Origin of the sequence: Pantoea sp. WMus005 (assembly GCF_013415305.1) — a bacterium.
Taxonomy (GTDB): Bacteria; Pseudomonadota; Gammaproteobacteria; order Enterobacterales; family Enterobacteriaceae; genus Pantoea; species Pantoea rara.
In genome coordinates this window covers 95,204-113,558 of record NZ_JACBXU010000003.1, presented here as the reverse complement: position 1 = coordinate 113,558, position 18,355 = coordinate 95,204, and the positions used below count along the sequence as shown (strand labels likewise).

General features: G+C 55.0%; 22 protein-coding genes and 1 riboswitch. Of the genes, 14 read left to right on the top strand and 8 right to left on the bottom strand.

The window, feature by feature from the left end; all coding sequences use genetic code 11:
• Positions 1 to 16: 16 nt before the first annotated feature.
• Both HZZ01_RS13255 and HZZ01_RS13250 read left to right on the top strand, forming a co-directional pair.
• Positions 17 to 1,048 carry a methionine synthase gene (locus HZZ01_RS13255; protein ID WP_179898015.1) on the top strand — a complete coding sequence of 344 codons (1,032 nt, stop codon included), beginning with the start codon at positions 17 to 19 and terminating at the stop codon, positions 1,046 to 1,048.
• Between the two features lie 312 nt (positions 1,049 to 1,360).
• Positions 1,361 to 1,816 carry a GNAT family N-acetyltransferase gene (locus tag HZZ01_RS13250; protein ID WP_179898374.1) on the top strand — a complete coding sequence of 152 codons (456 nt, stop codon included), beginning with the start codon at positions 1,361 to 1,363 and terminating at the stop codon, positions 1,814 to 1,816.
• A 94-nt stretch (positions 1,817 to 1,910) separates the two neighbouring features.
• Here the strand turns inward: HZZ01_RS13250 and HZZ01_RS13245 are convergent, their stop codons facing one another.
• Positions 1,911 to 2,489 (bottom strand): XRE family transcriptional regulator, encoded by a 579-nt coding sequence (locus HZZ01_RS13245; RefSeq protein ID WP_090964680.1) that lies wholly within the window; start codon positions 2,487 to 2,489, stop codon positions 1,911 to 1,913.
• A gap of 63 nt (positions 2,490 to 2,552) precedes the next feature.
• Here HZZ01_RS13245 and HZZ01_RS13240 point away from each other — a divergent pair, with 63 nt between their 5' ends.
• A complete protein-coding gene (locus tag HZZ01_RS13240; protein WP_179898013.1) occupies positions 2,553 to 3,062 on the top strand; it encodes a GNAT family N-acetyltransferase in 510 nt (169 codons plus the stop codon).
• A 137-nt stretch (positions 3,063 to 3,199) separates the two neighbouring features.
• Entirely contained in the window at positions 3,200 to 3,829 is a 630-nt protein-coding gene (locus HZZ01_RS13235; protein WP_179898373.1) for a LysE family translocator, read from the top strand.
• Between the two features lie 86 nt (positions 3,830 to 3,915).
• Here HZZ01_RS13235 and HZZ01_RS13230 read toward each other — a convergent pair whose 3' ends face one another.
• Positions 3,916 to 4,446, bottom strand: a complete 531-nt coding sequence (locus tag HZZ01_RS13230; RefSeq protein WP_179898372.1) for an AAA family ATPase — start codon at positions 4,444 to 4,446, stop codon at positions 3,916 to 3,918.
• Between the two features lie 152 nt (positions 4,447 to 4,598).
• Between HZZ01_RS13230 and HZZ01_RS21000 the strand changes: the two genes are divergently transcribed.
• From HZZ01_RS21000 to HZZ01_RS13190, 8 genes are all read left to right on the top strand, one after another.
• Positions 4,599 to 5,552: a hypothetical protein gene (locus tag HZZ01_RS21000; RefSeq protein WP_255434230.1), complete on the top strand. Its 954-nt coding sequence runs from the start codon at positions 4,599 to 4,601 to the stop codon at positions 5,550 to 5,552.
• Positions 5,553 to 5,703: 151 nt separating this feature from the next.
• On the top strand, positions 5,704 to 6,822 hold the full coding sequence (locus HZZ01_RS13220) for an alkene reductase (protein ID WP_179898011.1): 1,119 nt from the start codon (positions 5,704 to 5,706) through the stop codon (positions 6,820 to 6,822).
• A gap of 16 nt (positions 6,823 to 6,838) precedes the next feature.
• Positions 6,839 to 7,153, top strand: a complete 315-nt coding sequence (locus HZZ01_RS13215; RefSeq protein WP_010247494.1) for a helix-turn-helix transcriptional regulator — start codon at positions 6,839 to 6,841, stop codon at positions 7,151 to 7,153.
• A gap of 245 nt (positions 7,154 to 7,398) precedes the next feature.
• Positions 7,399 to 7,944 carry a cysteine hydrolase family protein gene (locus tag HZZ01_RS13210; RefSeq protein WP_179898009.1) on the top strand — a complete coding sequence of 182 codons (546 nt, stop codon included), beginning with the start codon at positions 7,399 to 7,401 and terminating at the stop codon, positions 7,942 to 7,944.
• 63 nt (positions 7,945 to 8,007) lie between these two features.
• Positions 8,008 to 8,127, top strand: a riboswitch (TPP riboswitch).
• Positions 8,128 to 8,258: 131 nt separating this feature from the next.
• Positions 8,259 to 9,203, top strand: coding sequence for an FAD-dependent oxidoreductase (locus HZZ01_RS13205; RefSeq protein WP_179898007.1), 945 nt, complete (start codon positions 8,259 to 8,261; stop codon positions 9,201 to 9,203).
• Positions 9,187 to 9,384, top strand: a complete 198-nt coding sequence (gene thiS / locus HZZ01_RS13200) for a sulfur carrier protein ThiS (protein WP_090964665.1) — start codon at positions 9,187 to 9,189, stop codon at positions 9,382 to 9,384. The genes HZZ01_RS13205 and thiS overlap by 17 nt, the downstream gene beginning before the upstream one ends.
• Positions 9,385 to 9,386: 2 nt before the next feature.
• A complete protein-coding gene (locus HZZ01_RS13195) occupies positions 9,387 to 10,142 on the top strand; it encodes a thiazole synthase (protein ID WP_179898005.1) in 756 nt (251 codons plus the stop codon).
• Between the two features lie 9 nt (positions 10,143 to 10,151).
• Positions 10,152 to 11,120, top strand: a complete 969-nt coding sequence (locus HZZ01_RS13190) for a HesA/MoeB/ThiF family protein (protein ID WP_179898003.1) — start codon at positions 10,152 to 10,154, stop codon at positions 11,118 to 11,120.
• A gap of 8 nt (positions 11,121 to 11,128) precedes the next feature.
• On the opposite strand, the gene HZZ01_RS13185 is transcribed toward HZZ01_RS13190, so the two are convergent.
• Entirely contained in the window at positions 11,129 to 11,542 is a 414-nt protein-coding gene (locus tag HZZ01_RS13185) for an ASCH domain-containing protein (protein ID WP_179898001.1), read from the bottom strand.
• Between the two features lie 222 nt (positions 11,543 to 11,764).
• Positions 11,765 to 12,307, bottom strand: a complete 543-nt coding sequence (locus HZZ01_RS13180; protein WP_179897999.1) for a thioredoxin domain-containing protein — start codon at positions 12,305 to 12,307, stop codon at positions 11,765 to 11,767.
• Positions 12,308 to 12,623: 316 nt separating this feature from the next.
• Between HZZ01_RS13180 and HZZ01_RS13175 the strand changes: the two genes are divergently transcribed.
• Both HZZ01_RS13175 and HZZ01_RS13170 read left to right on the top strand, forming a co-directional pair.
• Positions 12,624 to 12,893, top strand: a complete 270-nt coding sequence (locus HZZ01_RS13175; protein WP_179897998.1) for a hypothetical protein — start codon at positions 12,624 to 12,626, stop codon at positions 12,891 to 12,893.
• Positions 12,894 to 13,040: 147 nt separating this feature from the next.
• Positions 13,041 to 13,568, top strand: a complete 528-nt coding sequence (locus tag HZZ01_RS13170; protein ID WP_179897996.1) for a sterol desaturase family protein — start codon at positions 13,041 to 13,043, stop codon at positions 13,566 to 13,568.
• Here the strand turns inward: HZZ01_RS13170 and crtB are convergent.
• The 4 genes from crtB to HZZ01_RS13150 are packed head-to-tail and all read right to left on the bottom strand — an operon-like array spanning position 13,507 to position 18,350.
• Positions 13,507 to 14,436: a 15-cis-phytoene synthase CrtB gene (gene crtB, locus HZZ01_RS13165; RefSeq protein ID WP_179897994.1), complete on the bottom strand. Its 930-nt coding sequence runs from the start codon at positions 14,434 to 14,436 to the stop codon at positions 13,507 to 13,509. The two genes, HZZ01_RS13170 and crtB, sit on opposite strands and share 62 nt — an antisense overlap.
• Positions 14,433 to 15,911 (bottom strand): phytoene desaturase, encoded by a 1,479-nt coding sequence (locus HZZ01_RS13160; protein WP_179897992.1) that lies wholly within the window; start codon positions 15,909 to 15,911, stop codon positions 14,433 to 14,435. The genes crtB and HZZ01_RS13160 overlap by 4 nt, the downstream gene beginning before the upstream one ends.
• Positions 15,908 to 17,068, bottom strand: a complete 1,161-nt coding sequence (gene crtY, locus HZZ01_RS13155; RefSeq protein ID WP_179897990.1) for a lycopene beta-cyclase CrtY — start codon at positions 17,066 to 17,068, stop codon at positions 15,908 to 15,910. Before crtY ends, HZZ01_RS13160 begins: the two co-directional genes overlap by 4 nt.
• Positions 17,055 to 18,350: a glycosyltransferase gene (locus HZZ01_RS13150; protein WP_179897989.1), complete on the bottom strand. Its 1,296-nt coding sequence runs from the start codon at positions 18,348 to 18,350 to the stop codon at positions 17,055 to 17,057. The genes crtY and HZZ01_RS13150 overlap by 14 nt, the downstream gene beginning before the upstream one ends.
• Between the last annotated feature and the right edge of the window lie 5 nt (positions 18,351 to 18,355).

Sequence of the window (18,355 nt, the reverse complement as noted above, 5' to 3'; positions counted from 1 at the left end):
CAGAAGGTCACCTGCTATGAAAACCTTATTACCGACATCCACTGCTGGCAGCCTGCCTAAACCTTCCTGGATTGCGCAGCCAGAAGTGCTCTGGTCACCCTGGAAATTACAGGATGAAGAGTTAGTTGACGGCAAAAGAGATGCGCTGCGTCTGTGTCTGGACGATCAGGTTCGGGCCGGTATTGATATCGTCAGTGATGGCGAGCAGACCCGTCAGCACTTCGTGACGACCTTTATTGAACACCTCAGCGGCGTAGATTTTGAAAAGCGCGAAGTGGTTCGCATCCGTAATCGTTACGACGCAAGCGTCCCGACCGTGGTGGGTGAAGTCTCACGTCAGAAGCCCGTGTTTGTTGAAGATGCGAAAATCCTGCGTAAGCTGACCGATCGTCCTATTAAGTGGGCGCTGCCGGGTCCGATGACCATGATCGATACCCTTTATGACAATCACTACAAAAGTCGCGAAAAGCTGGCCTGGGAATTCGCCAAAATCCTGAATCAGGAAGCTAAAGAGTTAGAAGCAGCCGGTGTGGATATTATTCAGTTTGATGAGCCTGCGTTTAACGTCTTTTTTGATGAAGTGAATGACTGGGGTATCGCTGCGTTAGAGCGTGCCATTGAAGGTCTGAAGTGCGAAACCGCCGTTCACATCTGCTATGGCTACGGCATTAAAGCGAATACCGACTGGAAGAAGACGCTGGGTACCGAGTGGCGTCAGTATGAAGAAGTCTTCCCGAAACTGCAGCGTTCGGCAATTGATATCGTTTCACTGGAGTGTCAGAACTCGCGCGTTCCGATGGACCTGATCGAGCTGATTCGCGGTAAAAAAGTCATGGTCGGTGCTATCGATGTGGCAACCCATGAGATTGAGACGCCTGAAGCCGTGGCTGAGACGCTGCGCAAAGCGCTGCAGTTTGTGGATGCTGAAAATCTCTATCCTTCAACCAACTGCGGGATGATCCCTCTGCCGCGTCAGGTTGCGAATGGTAAACTTCACGCGTTAAGTGCTGGCGCAGAGATTGTCCGCAGAGAGATTCTGGGGAAATAAACGTTTCCTGAGCAGGCTTAGCCCGGCTGGCGATTTGACTGTAGAGAGATCAAAAGCCGGACTGAGTTTTCATCCCTGTGCCAGACGTGGGTTTGCACAAAGATGAGTGTCAGCATAAAAAACGCCATCATCCATCACCCATCTCCATCACCTTCACTTTGCCCGCCATCCGCATCTTCAAAAAAATGTTTCACGCCGATATTCTGCCTACGGAGACAGGGTATATCTGATATGAGATAAGTGATGTCACTGCATGATCAGGCTAACCTGACGGCTGATGTTATGAATAAATCATCAGGGAGAGGGGTGAAGATGAATACAGTATTTGAATGGCGAAATAGCTCATATCTCATCAGTACCGATAAGGAAAAATTAGACCAGAAGGCTATCCATCAATATCTGACGCGTTCAACCTGGGCGGCTGGCATCGACATGAATACTGTCGCCGTGTCGATAGAGAACAGCCTGACTTTTGGTGTCTATGATGATGAGTCACAAATAGGGTTTGCCCGGCTGGTTACCGATTATGCGACTTTCGCCTGGCTGAGTGATGTTTATATTCTGGAAGAGTATCAGGGCAAGGGGCTGGGCAGATGGCTCATGGCATCAATTCATGACCATCCGGTTTTCATAAAACTGCGCAGAATCCTGCTGTGTACCACAACGGCCCCCTGGCTTTATAAAAAGCTTGGTTATGAACCCGTTAACCAGGAAAACTTTATCTGGACGATTACCCGGCCTGATATCTATGCCGGAAATAATCGTTAAATAACCCTGGCTAAACAGTGCTATAACGATAATGCTTTCAGAAACAGCGCGTTATAAATCCATCATCGCGGATGGATTTCTGCCACTAAACGTATCAGACTGGCCGCAGGACGATCACAGCGTATCGACATGCCTTGCTGGTGTTATTTCTGAAGACACAATCAGCTGGATCGCCCAGTTCAAGACAGTCTCCAGCCGCCATTTCATAAGTGCTCGACCCCGCTTCGAACGTCAATGACCCTTCCAATACCCATATCAGCTGACGTCTTGAAATATAGGAGATAGCTGGCATCGGCACAGCGGTATTGGCCGGCAGTTCGACACTGACCAGATCGACCGGCATCTCACCCGGTGAAACGTGCCGACGCAAATAGCCGGTCTCAGGATCCTGCCATACCGGCTGATTTTCGTGCCTGACCAGCGTGCCTGTCTGAACTTCTGTCTGGGCCAGAAGCTGCGAGATGCTCATGTCAAAAGAGCCCGATAGCCGGGCTAACAGAACTGCCGTCGGGCTGCTCTCTCCACGCTCGATTTTGTGGATCATCGCCCGCGATACACCGGAGTGACCTGCCAGTTCAGTCAGTGACCAGCCGCGTTTTTCTCTTTCCTCTTTAACCTTTAATCCGATCCGGATATTCAGGTTATCTTCTTTACTGGACATTTCATCTAACATAATAGATAACTATCATTGTGTACAATTCATCTACTTTAGTGAGTGAGCAAAGGGGTGTCTACCATGATTATTCGTGCGGCTATTGAAAGTGATGCTGATGTGATTGCTGAGATTTACAACGATGCGGTGCTTAACACCACGGCCATCTGGAATGAAAGCAGGGTAGATGTCGCTAATCGTATCGAATGGATACACAGTCGTCAGCAGGCGGGTTTTCCTGTGATAGTGGCAGCGAACAATGATGATAGCGTGCTGGGATATGCTTCATACGGTGACTGGCGGCCCTGGGATGGATATCGTCACACCGTTGAGCATTCTGTTTACGTTCATAAAAACGCGCGGGGACAAGGCATAGGTGATGCCCTGATGCGGACGTTAATTCAACTTGCCTGTAAGAGCAAAAAGCACGTGATGGTGGCGGGTATTGAATCGGAAAACAGAGCGTCAATCACGCTGCATAAAAAGCTGGGCTTCACTGAGGCGGGCACCATGAAAGAAGTCGGCAATAAATTTGGGCGCTGGCTGGATCTGACATTTATGCAGTTGCGTCTGGATGATCGCAATCATCCCTGACTGGCACTGCCTGAAAGTTAACGTGCGCATGCTTTAGCGAACATTCTTTGGAAGCTGAGCGGCAGCGTGTGAATGAATTGTAAATTCATACGACGACCGATATAACAGATGGATAACCACTCATCACCGAGGCAATGATGGCGCTTTCGCACGAGTTAGTCCTGATCTTCACCACTTATCTTGTCGCTACGGCGAGTCCCGGGCCAAGCAATATGGCCATTATGGGCACGGCAATGAAAAAGGGCAGAGGTGCTGCACTGGCGCTGGCGGCGGGAGTCGTGAGTGGGTCGATGATCTGGGCGCTGCTGGCCGCCTGCGGTGTACTGACCGTGCTGGCAACCTTCGCACAGTTGCTGATTGCGTTGAAAATTGGCGGCGGGTTATATCTGCTCTGGCTGGCGTATAAAGCGGGTAAATCGGCTTTGCGGCGGACGGAAACCGGTGACTTTACCGCCAGCGATGAGCGGGTCGCTTATGGCAGATTGTATCGTCAGGGCATTCTGATGCATATCGGCAATCCCAAAGCAATTCTTACCTGGGTGGCGATTATGTCATTTGCGCTGAGGCCGGATGGGAGTGCCTCAACACTGCCGATAATCCTCTGCGGTTGTGCAGCCATTTGCGTCCTGGTCTTCGGCGGTTATGCTCTGCTGTTCTCAACCTCTGTCATGGGCGCCTTTTACCGACGCATTCGTCGCGGACTCGATGCTCTGTTAGCCTGCTGCTTTGCGCTGGCAGGCCTGAAACTGGTATTCAGCCGTAGCTAACCGGGCCAGGTGAATCGCTGAACGCGCTTTTGACGAGCCTGATGCCTGTTGATTAACAGAAGCGGGGCTGGACAGTCACTTTTTAATTATAAGCCCCAGTATTCCAGACAGGCCTGAAAATCACCTGAAGAATTTAGCCGAAGTTTTGGCAGTCTGACCTGGTCATAAAGCGTCTTATGACGCTTCCGATTCTTCGGCGCAGTAAGGATAATATATTTCAGCATCTCCAGGGTCACATGCTCTCTGCTCATCTTCAGGCCTCCAACGCGTGGTGTGGAGGAATAACATCTGCGAATATACCGAATTAGCGCCACAGGTACTTTTACATCCAGAAGAATGAATCCTGTGGCGCGCGCGAGACGTTCTTCAATACATTTTGTGTAATTCCCATCCATCACCCATTTTTCCTGACTCACCGCGTCAGCGTGTAAACGCATAAACTCAGCCGGTGCTCTGGGAATCCATTGAGTGCCCGGAGTATGGTGAAGCTGATCCAGATGAACGGCAGGCAAGGCTGTTTTGCGAGAAATAGCAGCAGCCAGAGTAGATTTCCCGCTGTTAGACGGCCCCATAATACAAATGCGTGGCCCAAGCGCGTCTAAAGAAAGTGTATTAATCACAACGTTTCCTCTGAAGATTCCCTGTCTGGTTGCGCTGACCCGCTGAAGGTTCAACTTAATAATTCTGAACAGATGGTGAAGTAAAGTCCTGTCGTAATAGCGCTGATAGTTAAACCTCAAATAAGTCGCCTCACTCACGGATTGAATATATGCCTGTAAAGATGAGTTACATCCTGCCGATTAATTGTTCAACCAGACAAACCGTAGAGGGCATTATGGGGTTAATCAGTGGCATTAGCACAGACGTGGCAAGAGGATATTCAACCACGCTCATCACACCAAATACAGCATCGGACAGCATTAAAGAAAGTATCACCGCTAAAGAGTTACCGGCCAGTGTGGTGGTAATCTCCCCGGAGGCAAGAGCACGGCTTTTACACGCCCGCGATGAGCCCATTGCGGCAGAGCAGCAGGAAAAAAATCTGAAGGCACTGGCAGAGTTAAAGTCATCAGGCCAGGGGCCGTCCATTAACCTCGCGTATGCCTTGTTCAACGACCCCAACACCAGCTCAGATGCCAGCACACTGAGTCCACTCCTGAGTATGACCGCTGACAAAACGCAGAGCACGATGGATGACTTTGCTGCTGCCTTACATCAGGTGCTGGTTGAAGGTCAGGCGGGGCGTGGTCAGTACGATAACAGCGATACCGCTGAAGCCATGGCGCTGACCCTGACGCAGTCTAAGCTCCATAAACTGATTGAAAAATATGTCTCCGGAGATAACCAGAAACAGGCAACGGGCATCGCTGATCAGATGATAAACGTCAAAGTGGCTATTCGTAACAGTGCGATGTTATCGGGCGCTCAGGATACGCTGACGTTAGCTATGCGTTATGGCACTCGCCACATGCAGGAGAGTGCGCGTGATAATCTCAACAAGTTTGAAAGCGGCACCGCACGGCCTCAGGTTGAGCTGAACAGCATGATGGCAGCCATGAATTCAGGTGGTAATACAGACGCTGTATTCAGTGCCTTTGCGGCAATAATCAGTGCAACGCCCAACCCCGGCAACGCTGCGCAATCGTCTATTGATGGTGCGTTGAAACAGATGGATATCTATCGCCAGCAATGGCAGGCCTTCACTGAAAAATACGCTTCATAATGTCCTGATGATCCTGCAGCTGGCCTGAGTGCGATGTCTGCAGGATCCCCCCATAATAAACAGTCCCGGAACAAAAAGCACAGATTACACATTTACAAATTTAAATGTGTAAATATAATGTCGCCCTTCACACATCAGAGGACTTTTTGTTATGCCGTCACTTTTTACCCCGCTGAACCTGGGCGATCTCACGCTTCGTAACCGCATTGTACTGCCGCCGCTGACGCGTTGCCGCAGTGAGCAGCCGGGCAACATTCCCGGCGAGATGATGGTGGAGTATTACCGCCAGCGCGCCAGTGCGGGACTGATGGTCACCGAAGGCACCCAGATTGAGCCCCGTGGACAGGGCTATGCATGGACGCCGGGGATCCACAGCGACGCGCAGATCGCGGGCTGGAAAAAGGTCACAGAAGCGGTTCATCAGGAAGGCGCCACCCTTTTCTGCCAGCTCTGGCATGTTGGCCGCGTATCACATAATGAACTTCAGCCAGAGAAGCAGCCCCCGGTGGCGCCTTCAGCTATTGCAGCCGACAACGTCCGGGTGTTTATTGAGACAGGGCCAGGGGCGGGGATATTAACTGCACCCAGCGAGCCACGGGCACTGACCACAGCGGAAGTTAAAGAGATTGTGGCACTTTACCGTCGTGCGGCTGAGAATGCCAAAGCGGCCGGTTTTGACGGCGTGGAACTGCATTCCGCCAACGGTTATCTGATTAACCAGTTTATTTCAGAGCACACTAACTTCCGTACGGATGAATATGGTGGTTCAGCGGAGAATCGTCTGCGCTTCCTGCGCGAAGTCGTTGAGGCGGTCAGCTCGGTATTTGGCAGCCATCGTGTTGGCGTCAGATTTGCGCCACTGTTTTCAAGCACTGACGAAGAGCGCGTCTATCTTGGACTGGTTGAAAGCGATCCCCATACGACCTACATCCGCGCTGCGCAGATGCTGAATGCGCTGGGAGTCGGCTATCTCTCTATTGCCGAAGCCGACTGGGATAATAGCCCGGACATGCCAGAAAGTTTCCGCGTCGCACTGCGGGAAACATTCCGATCTCCGATCATCTATTCGGGTCGTTACACGGCTGAAAAAGCACAGCATGTGCTGGAAAAAGGCTGGGGCGATCTGTTTGGTTTTGGCCGCTCGTTTATCGCCAATCCTGACCTGCCTGCGCGCATTAAATCAGGCTATCCGCTGAATGAGGTCGATCACGCCTCCCTGTATGGCGGCACTGAGAAAGGCTATACTGACTATCCTGTTTTTCAATCCTGATATTCTGTGAGGCGGCATGTCCCCCGAAAATGCCCTGAAGTTACTGTCCAACCCGACCAGAGTGGCAGTGCTGAAGTGGCTTAAAAATCCTGACGAAGCGTTTGCGGGCTATACCCAGCTCTATCCCTTCGATCAGTATGGCGTCTGCGCCAGCCTCATACAGGACAAGGCGGGCTTATCACAGCCCGCCACGTCGTTATGCCTGAAAGCACTTCACAATGCGGGCCTGGTCGAAGCCAGCAAAGTGGGCAAATGGACCTATTATCGCCGCGCCGAACCGCGTATTCGTGAAATCACCGACGCGGTGACGCAATCGCTGCAGGCGCTTTAAAAGCCACAGTGTTCCGGGTAATGTAAATTCCGGTCCTCTCCTGCCGGGTGAGACTCCTCACGAATTCATCAACTCAGGATCGTAAAATGTTTATGTCAGTTCTGACTTTCACCACCGTCACCACCACCGCGCTCAGCGGCGGCGTAGGCGAGTCTGTGACGGGCACCTGACACAACAGATTCCCACTCCCCGCCGAACCGGACGGGGACCTGTTCTCCGTTCTTAAAACTGAATGGAGCCAGGTCATGAAGACATCTGAAAGTGCACTTTTAATCATCGACATGCAGCAGGGCCTTTTTTATGGTCCAGCGGCGCCTTTTGCTGCAGACCGTATTCTGTCGAATATCACTCTGCTCATCACCAAAGCACGGCAGTCTGAAGTTCCCGTCTTTTTTGCGCGACACATCGGGCCTGATAATTCTCCTTTCAACGAGCAAAGTCCGCTGACTGGTCTGATACCGGCGTTGCAGGTTAACCCGCAGTCAGATGTCGTCTTCACAAAAAAATACCCCAGCTGTTTCAGGGATACCGGCCTGCAACTTCAGCTTAAGCAAAGAGGCATAAAACAACTGGTGATTGCCGGGATGAAAACGGAGTGCTGTGTTGATACCACCTGTCGGGCCGCACCGGAGCTGGGATTTAACGTTGTACTGATTTCCGATGCGCATACCACTGTCGATAATCCACATCTCTCTGCGGAAAGTATTATTGGTCATCACAATCAGACGCTGGCGGGACCCTTTGTGACGCTGGCAACCGCTGCTGACTGGTCGTCTGGTTCTGCCCGTTAATCACGATTTTCTGGTTTTGCACCCTGCCTGCAGCTTGACGAAGCTGCCCGCTTAACTTACAACTAAACCCGTCAGGGGAGTCTCGCCAGAGAGACTGAGAGGCTAATAGCGCATTGCGCGGCTTAGCGACCCTTAGAACCTGACCCAGTTGATACTGGCGTAGGAAGACGGGTATCGCATCAGATACTTGCCGCAGGGGCGCATTCGCGACGTCTCTGCCTTTTCCCTCCGTATCACGGGTCTTCGTTAACTGATAACGAGGCCAAAGTGAAACTTCTCATCCTGATTTTCTCTCATCCTCGCCGGTGGGCATCATGAGCCGCTGGTCGGTACTTGGCAGCGGTGTGGCCGGGTTGTGTGTCGCCACACTGCTTGTGGAGCGGGAAGAAAGCGTCGAAATCATTACGCAGCCTGACTGTCGTGCCGCCTCACACTGGGCGGGCGGCATGCTCGCGCCCTGGTGCGAAGCAGAAAGCGCGCCGCCGCAGGTGATCGAATGGGGCCAGCACGCTGCGGGCTGGTGGGCGCAACGCGTGGAGGGTGTGGAACAGCAGGGCACGCTGGTGGTTGCGCCACCGCGTGACAGCCGCGAACTGACACGTTTCGCCAGCATGACGCAGCAGCATCAGTGGGTCGCCCCCGGAGAGATCGAGCCGGCGCTGGAAAATCGCTTTGCCCGTGGTCTGTTTTTTGCAGCGGAGGCGCATCTTGATCCCCGCCGCGCGATGCAGCAACTGCGCGACAAACTGCAGCAGGCTGGCGTGCCCTTACACAGCGGTAAACCCACCGGCACAATCATTGACTGCCGTGGCATCCACGCTGCAGATCAGCAGCCCGCGCTGCGCGCCGTCAGGGGCGAAATGCTGATTCTCCAGACCCCCGATGTTCAGTTCTCCCGTCCTGTCCGGCTGCTGCACCCACGCTTTCCCTGCTATCTGGTGCCGCGTGCAGACGGGCACTTCATGCTGGGTGCCACGATGGTCGAAAGCCACGATAGCAGCCCGATCAGTGCCAGAGCGATGATGGAGCTGCTCAGTGCCGCTTATAGTCTGCATCCGGCGCTGGCCGAAGCGCGCATCGTGGAGAGCGGCACCGGTCTGCGCCCCGCTTATCGACAGAACCTGCCTGAAGTCCGCTATGAAAAGGGTCGTTTCTCGCTGAACGGGCTTTACCGTCACGGCTTTTTGCTGGCTCCGATTATGGCTGAAAAACTCATGCTGCAACTTACTCAGGAGATGACTCATGCGAGTTCAACTTAATGGGCACACGATTGAAACCGATGCAGACACGCTGGCAGAGCTTATGGCGGAGCAGCAGATTGACCCGCGCACCGTCGCCACCGCGCTGAACGGCGAATTTGTGCCGCGTAGCCGCTATGCCAGCCAGCCGCTTGAGGCGGGTAGCCAGCTGGAAATCCTGTCACCGATGCAGGGAGGGTAACCATGTTCTATCAATTCACTCCGCAATCTCGCTTTCTGCTCGGTACCGCCGGATATCCGTCCCCGGACATTCTGCATCAGGCGATCGACGCGTCAGGCGCAGAGATTATTACTGTCAGCCTGCGTCGTGAAGGCAGTGAAGGCGGTGCTTTCCGCTCGCTGCTGCAACAGCTTAACAAACGCATTCTGCCCAATACCGCAGGCTGCCACACGGTGAAAGAGGCGGTGACGACGGCGCAGATGGCGCGCGAACTGTTCGACACGCCGTGGATCAAGCTGGAGGTCATCGGTCATGCCGATACGCTGCAACCCGACCCCTTTGCGCTGGTTGAAGCCGCGCGGATCCTTTGCGCTGACGGCTTCCAGGTCTTTCCCTACACCACCGAAGATCTGATTGTCGGCGAGAAACTACTGGAAGCGGGCTGTGAAGTGCTGATGCCCTGGGGGGCGCCGATTGGCTCCGGTCAGGGGCTGCGCAATATCGAAGGGCTGCGTGCCATGCGTGCGTGGTTTAAAGATGTGCCGCTGATTATTGATGCGGGGATCGGCTCACCAGGCCAGGCGGCGCAGGCGATGGAGATGGGCTTTGACGCGGTGTTACTCAACACGGCGGTGGCAAAAGCGCGCGATCCAGTGCGGATGGCCGGGGCCTTCGCTGCCGCGATCCATGGCGGTCACGAAGCGTTTCAGGCGGGATTGATGGAGCAGCGCGACATGGCGTCAGCTTCAACGCCCATTTTTGGTCTGGCACAGTTTTAAGGAGCGGCGATGGAGCGTTATCAGCGACAGACTATGTTGCCGGAGATTGGCGAAGCGGGGCAGCAGCGGATGAGCGAGGCACGTGTGCTGGTGGTGGGCGCGGGCGGGCTTAGCGCGACGCTGCTACCGTTGCTGGCTGGCGCGGGCGTCGGGTTTATTCGTCTTTATGATGGCGATCGGGTTGAGTTGCACAACCTCCACCGGCAGACGCTGTTTGGCGTCGACGATGTGGGTCAGCCCAAAGCAATCTGTGCTCAGCGCGCGCTGGCGCAGCGGAATCCTGACTGCCGCGTCGAGGCGCATCCATACAGGCTGAGTGCCAGTCATCTCCCGGAGGCGCTGAAGGGAATCGATCTGGTGGTGGATGCGGCGGATAACTTCGCGATCACTTATCAGCTCTCGGACACCTGCTATCCGCGCGATCTGCCGCTCATCTGCGCGTCGGTGTTAGGTCGCAAAGGCTATGTCGGTGGATTCTGCGGGGGTTCACCCGGCTATCGCGCGCTGTTCCCGCAGTTGCCTGTGACGTCGGGTAACTGCAACACGGCTGGCGTGATGGGGCCAGCCGTGGCAACGCTGGGCGCCATGCAGGCGCAGATGGCGCTGAGCGTATTACTGAAGCTGACGCCATCGCCGCTCGGCTGCATGATTCACTGCGACTTTGTGAACTGGCATGTGCGGCAGTTCCGTTTCGACGATGCACCTGAGCCAGAAGCGCCGGGCACGCCGTTTATCGATCGACTCATGCTCACTGATGACGATTGCATAGTGGAATTGCGCAGCGTGGAGGAGGCACCGGTCAGTGTGGCCGGGCAGGTATTACGGATTCTGCCACAGCAGATAGCGGCCTGGCAGCCGCCATTGAATCAGCGCGTGGTGCTGGTGTGCGCCAGTGGTATGCGCGCGGCTCAGGTTGCTGAGACTCTCGCCGCGCGTGGTGTTACGCGGCTGGCGCTGATGGCAGCCAATGCGCTGTAAGGGCCGGTTTAAATCACCTCGACCAGCTGGAAGGTCTCGAAGATCAGCTCCATTTCGCTGTGGTAATAGCCTGCACGCTCGAAGTAGCGCTGATGTTCCTGCCGCCAGTGATCGAGGCTGAGATCGCCTTCACCCTCCAGCATCGCCATTTCTGGCGTAACGCGGTCAAAGCGCGTCAGGAACAATCCGGTGGTACGGATCACGCAGACGGGCTGCTGTTCGCCGTTCAGAACAATGCTGTAACCGCCCGGCTGAGGCAAGGCTTCCTGCTCCTGCCAACTGCGTAACGAACCACAGCTGGCCACCTTTTTTCCGGCAATAATCAGCGTTGCGAGCTCGCTGGCTAATTCCGGGGAATCACCAAATGCATCTGTAAATGCACCCGGATATTTGTCCTGTATCTGTTCAAGCGTCATCGGCATCCGCAATTCCTCAATGAATCAGGCGCCTGACTGGCGTGAAAACAGGTCAGCGACGCCGTTAATATGATGTAGCAGCGGTGTAATGCTGCTGATAGCGGTATAGCTTACCCGGCCTGCTCACGGGAAAACAGGCATAATTATCAGGATATTGAGAATGCGTGTGTGCTGAATCGCAAAGGGGAGAGACCGTGTTGCGCGGCCTGCGGCAACCGCGCACAAAAACTAACCAGTCAGAACACTTGCCCAGTGCTCAATGTCGTCACCGCTGCTGAGTTCAGGCTGCACCAGACCGTTAACCATAAAAGTTGGTGAAACATGGATACCGTTCTGGCGGGCATATTTGCAGTGCCATTTAATGGCGCTCTGCAGATCAGGCTGATCAAATGCGGCACTGGCATCCACGCCGCTGTATTCTTTCAGGCGGGCCAGAATCAGATTCGGCGTGGCATCACGGTTCGGGCCGGTACAGTGATCGGTGAACTCGAATTCTTCACGATGATCGGCCACGGCCTGCATTACCTTCTTCGCCGCGTCTTTACTTTTGCAGGCGGCGGCAAGAATGTAGCGCACAATCAGCCCGGAATAGAGGTGCCACGGCTGAGATTGCAGCCGGATCTTCACGGTGATCTTATCTTCACCCGCCTGCGCCAGTAAGGCGTCTAATTTATTGAATGTACGAACCGAAAAAGGACAGGTGGGTTCCAGAAAGACTTCGAAGATTGCCGGGCCATGGCCCCAGACCAGCGTATCTGCATGCTGACTCATGAATAACTCCTTTAAGAGAAACGGAACGGTAAAGGTATTTACCCTGGCAAATCCTCTCTGCTTCAGCCAGCTAAGAATCAGCCGCAATTGTTACAAAAATCAGCAATCAGTCGCTGACCTGTGCGGAACAGGCGACAGGCAGGACCCTTTGTCGTTAAAATTATCGGCTTTAGCATTCTCAACAGCTGGCCTGCATCGCCGCTGAAGAGCCGCTATAGTTATCAGCAGAGTTTGCTCTCCTGTTTTACGAAGCCATTTCTGCTACTTCCCTGCTGCCTGTCTGCAGGAAGCCGATAAGCGTTAGAAGAGGTTAATTTTGTATACCGATCTCACCTGGAAAACTCTCCATCGCGTCATTAATCAGACGATCTCTGACATGCTGGATGCGCAGCAGACCATTGATGTGCTGTCACTGCGTGTCCGGCTGCATGAGCTGGCTGAACAGGAAGAGGATGAGGTCATGGTGCTCTGTTACTGGCAGGCGAGTAAAATTCTGATGCGATTACCCACAACCGTGACAGCCAGTCAGTTGATGATCGCCGCACGCCATGCTTTTCGCACGCCGATGGATAACGAGCTGCTTTAAAGGTTCAGTCGCTGCCTCATGGGGAATGCTTTTCATTCATGCATACGTAATTTTTCCTCTTATTTTTCCCGTGAAGCCTGTTTCCTCCAATCTCTGTTAAAATTATCCCTCTGCGCCACTTTGCAGGATGCATGCTCGGGAGAAACTATGTTGTGGATTTGGAATGCCCTGATTGTTCTGGTCACTGTTATCGGTATGGAGATAACGGCTGCACTGGCGCACAAATATATTATGCATGGCTGGGGTTGGGGCTGGCATCTGTCACATCATGAACCGCATAAAGGCTGGTTTGAGGTTAACGATCTTTACGCTGTCGTCTTTGCCTGCCTGTCGATTTTGCTTATTTATCTGGGCAGCACAGGCGTCTGGCCGTTGCAGTGGATCGGTGCAGGGATGACGCTGTATGGCCTGCTCTATTTTATTGTTCATGACGGGCTGGTCCATCAGCGCTGGCCCTTCCGCTATGTTCCACGTCGGGGTTATCTGCGCCGACTCTATATGGCGCACCGCATGCATCATGCGGTACGGGGCAAAGAGGATTGTGTGTCGTTTGGTTTCCTCTATGCGCCGCCGCTGTCAAAACTGCAGACGACGTTGCGGGAACGTCACGGCGTTAAACGGGGCGCTGCCAGAGGTAAGCAGGGCGCGGAGCATGACGCGCCATCCGGGAAGTAACCGCCTGACCGGATGCCGCCACCAGCATAGCCAGTTTCTCTGGCGTGCTGGTGGACTGACGTATGTCCCACGCCTGTGAGCCCGCCTGAACCACCTTCATACCAATCTTACGATAGACCTGTTTTGCAGTTGCAATCGCCCACGCTGAGCGCAGCGGTAAGCCCGGCAGGCCAGCCGAAGCCGAATGGTAATAAGGCTCTGCTGTCTCCACCAGACGACGGGCAACACGGCTGAGCGCCTGGCGATTTTCCGGCGCAGCCAGCGTCTCTCGCGTCAGTCCCTCTTCAGCAAGCCACTCTGCGGGCAGATAACAGCGTCCTGCTTCAGCATCCTCAACAATATCACGTGCAATGTTGGTCAGCTGAAACGCCAGACCGAGATCGCAGGCGCGATCCAGCGTGGGATTGTCGCGCACGCCCATAATCTGCGCCATCATCAGACCTACCACGCCCGCCACGTGATAGCAGTAGCGCAGCGTATCCTCAAGCGTCTGATAGCGCGTCTCCTGCACATCCATCGCAAAGCCCGCCAGATGATCAAACGCGTAAGCCGGCAGAATGTCGTGCGCCATCGCCACCTCCTGGAAGGCCGCAAAGGCAGGCTCATGCATCTGCGAACCGGCATAGGCCTGACGCGTTTTCATCTCCAGTTGCGCCAGGCGCTGTTCGGCGGATTGCAGCGATGGCGTATCGTTACTGAATCCCAGCACCTGATCGTCAATCACATCGTCACAGTGACGGCACCAGGAGTAGAGCATCAGCACACTGCGTCGGGTTTTGGCATCAAACAGCTTCGATGCAGTGGCGAAGCTTTTTGAACCCACCTCCATGGTTTCTACGGCATGATCGAGCAGTGACGGACTATTCAACCCAGATCCTCCAGCATCAATCCTGCGGTGGCCTTGGCCGAGCCAATCACGCCGGGAATACCCGCGCCCGGATGGGTGCCAGCACCGACCAGGTAGAGATTGTTGATATTTTTATCGCGGTTATGAGGCCGGAACCAGGCGCTTTGCGTCAGGATCGGCTCTACTGAGAACGCAGACCCCTGATACGCATTCAACTCATCGCGGAAATCAAACGGCGTGAAGATGCGATGCGTCACCAGCTGGCTGCGCAGGCCCGGCATGTAATGCTCTTCCAGATAGTCAAAGATGCGATCGCGCAGGCGAGGACCTTCAACGGACCAGTCGATATCGGCGGTGCCGAGATGTGGCACCGGTGCCAGCACGTAATAGCTGCCGCAGCCTTCCGGCGCCAGTGACGGATCGGTCACACAGGGCGCATGCAGATAGAGCGAGAAGTCTTCAGCCAGGGCGTCTTTGTTAAAGATCTCATCAATTAATTCGCGGTAGCGTGGGCCAAAGCAGACCGTGTGGTGCGCCAGCTGATCGTGATGATGATTGAGTCCAAAATAGATCACGAAGAGCGAGTTGCTCATACGCTTGTTCTGCAGAGATTTTCCCTGTGCCATAGACGCCGGATGCTGGCTCAGCAGTTCGCGGTAGGTGTGAACGACATCCGCGTTAGAGGCAACCGCGCGGGTCGGGAATACCCGGCCATCTTTCAGATGCACGGCGGTAATTTTATTTTTCTGCGTCTCCAGCCGGGCAACGCTGGCATTCAGCTCCACTTCGCCGCCCAGATCTTCAAACAGTTTGACCATACCCCGCACCAGTGCGCCAGTGCCGCCGCGCGGGAACCAGACGCCCCATTCACGCTCCAGGGCATGAATCAGAGTATAGATTGACGAGGTGGCAAACGGATTTCCGCCTACGAGCAGCGAGTGGAAAGAGAACGCCTGACGCAGATGCTCATCTTCAATGTAGCTCGCCACTTTGCTGTAGACACTTCGCCACGCCTGTAATTTGGCCAGCTGCGGAGCGGCACGCAGCATGTCGCGGAACGACAGAAACGGTACGGTGCCGAGCTTCAGATAGCCTTCCGCAAACACCGCGCGCGAATAATCCAGGAAGCGACGATAGCCTTCAACATCGCGTGGATTAAACGCGGCAATCTGTGTTTCCAGCGCAGGCTGATCGTTGTCATAACTGAACACCTTGCCGGACTCCCAGCAGAGGCGATAAAACGGCCTGACTGGCAGCAGCTCAACATAGTCGGAGAGCTTTTTGCCCGCCAGGGTGAAAAGCTCTTCAATGGCGCTGGGATCGGTGATCACCGTCGGACCGGCATCAAAGGTGTAGCCCTGATCCTCGTAGACATAAGCCCGGCCGCCAGGCTTGTCACGCTGCTCCAGCAGTCGGGTGGGAATGCCTGACGCCTGAAGGCGAATTGCCAGAGCCAGACCACCAAAGCCTGCGCCAATTACTGTCGTTCTATTCATTGCATCGCCTGTTGACGGTGAGGAGTCATAATAGCCTGTAACGCCGCCAGTACGGGAACCGGTGGTTTGCCGCTTAAGATACGCAGCCGATCAGACAAAGTAAGTTTTCCCGCATAAAAACGGGCGAGCAGACCTTCGGGAAGGCCGTAAAAACGTTGCATCACCTGCCAGCGCTGGTCAGCCGGACCCGCCATAAATAGCATGCGGTTAAGCATGCGGAAGAAGCGCTGCTGCTGCCAGGCCTGTGAGGCAAATTGCGCAATGCTGGCGTGCAGTGTTTCAGAGGTAAACGTCCGCATCTGTGCCAGCCGGTCAGCCATCGCGACCGCCAGCGGCAGAGAGTAGCCGGTGGTGGGATGGAATAACCCGGCACGCAGACCGCTGCAGGGTAAATCGCGTTTCTCCCAGAAGGCGGCAACGTCACCGGTCAGTGTAATCGGTAACGCGCCCTGCTCTTCGCGTAGCAGCCGGTTTAACGTCCAGCCCTGCTGCGCGGCATAGTGACGGATGTTCTGCCGGGCGTGATCGCCATCCAGCGTAGCGTTATCAATATAGTGCGTATCTTCAATCAGCAGCGTATCAGCCGAAAAGGGCAGACTGTAGACAAAGCGATAGCCTGCCTGCTGATCCACCGTTGCGTCCATGATGATCGGCACGGTCAGGCCGTGTGGTTCACTGAGCTGCCACTCCTGTCCGACAAACGACTGAAAGCCCATGCGCAGCGCCGAATCGGGCTGGTAGCCGCGACCATCGATCACCGCATCAGTTTTCAGTACCCGGCCATCCTCCAGCGTGACCGACCGTGAAGCAACGTTCGCCACTCTGGTGTTCAATAGCAGATCCGATGCAAATCTGTCACGGATGACCTGCGCGAAGCGTTCCGCGGTCACGCACAAATAGCCACTGTTCAGGGAACGATTTCGTTGCGGAAAGCGCACTTCATAACCGGGCCAGTGATGAACCACCAGCGGGGCGACCCAGTGATGCTGCGTTTCGGTGAGATCTTCCGCATGAAACGACCAGGTATGATGCGCACCCGGTTCGCTCCCGGCGTCAATTATCAGAATGCGCAGGGCAGGCTGCTGCTGGCGCAGTCGCAGGGCAATCAGGCCGTTCGCCAGCCCCGCGCCCACCAGAATCAGATCAAACCGAGGCATAATCTCTCCTGGTGATGACGGGTTCGCGGGTCAGCATCGCCTGTTCGACGATATCTGCCGCCAGCGCTGTGCCGCCGGCCTGACGAAGGGCAGCGCGCAGCGTTTTCATCCGCTGGCCGTAGCGCTCATCAGCCAGTAAGGTCTGAAGCTGACGGGCCATTGAGTGGCTGGTGGTGAAACGTGACGCCCGACGCCCGATACCGTGCCAGACCACTCTGGCAGCGACACCCGGCTGATCGAAGGCCAGAGGGATTACCAGCAGTGGCGTCAGATGATTAACCGCGTCCAGCACCGTGTTCATACCGCCGTGGGTGATTGCCAGATCGGCCTGTGCCAGAGCAGCCGCCTGATCGGCAAAATCGACCACCTGAACATGGCTGGCCTGCGCGAGTTTCTCTGCCTGAAACGGTGACAGGCGACCACAATGCGCCAGCAATAACTGCGCATCGATCTCCTGACAGGCGCGGACGATGGTTTTGAACAGACCGTAGCGATGGCCCTGCAGGGTGCCGAGGGAGGCAAAAATACGCGTTCTGTCGCCATGCGGGAAATAGCGCGGTTGCGACACCGCCGTTGATGATTCCGCAGCGCGCAGCGGGCCCACGGAGTGGAAATGATCGGGCAGCGCCTGGCGGGGGAAATCGAGTTCCGGGAGCAGCTGACTGATCTGCGCCAGCGGTGAAAAACAGTGGTGCAGTTTTTCCCGTGGCGTTAACCCTAACGCATGGGCATTTCTGGCGATAACCCGATCGTGACGACGCATCAGCCAGTCATAGATTTTTTCGCTGGTGCGATAACGATCACGTGCCTGGTCGCTGCTGCCATACTCAAACGGCATCACAGCCAGCGGGAAATCCGCCTCACGATTAAGTGGCAACGCACAAGCCACCGAGACAAAAGGCAGGTTCAGCGATTCTGCTGCCAGTGCGCCGGCAGGCTCCATCTGATCGACGATCACGCCATCAATCGCCAGAGTGTTCAGGACCACGGGCAGTTCGCGACAGAGCATATCGGTGCTGCGGGCCATCTCATTAATCAGTTTCAGCATCGACGGGCCAAGAGGATGCGCCGCCAGCTGCAGAGTATGGGCCAGACTGCCCGCAGGATGTGAGGCTAAGCCTAGCGGGAAAAAGCCGATCCGCTTGTCGGTAAGTAGCGCGCTAACGTCCGTCTGCTGGATAAAAGTAATCTGGTGTCCACGTGTGATTAAGGCCTGGCTAAGATGCGCGAGCGCCTGCACATGGCTATAGAAGGGCGGTGCAATGACCGCAAAGTGACTCATGCAGC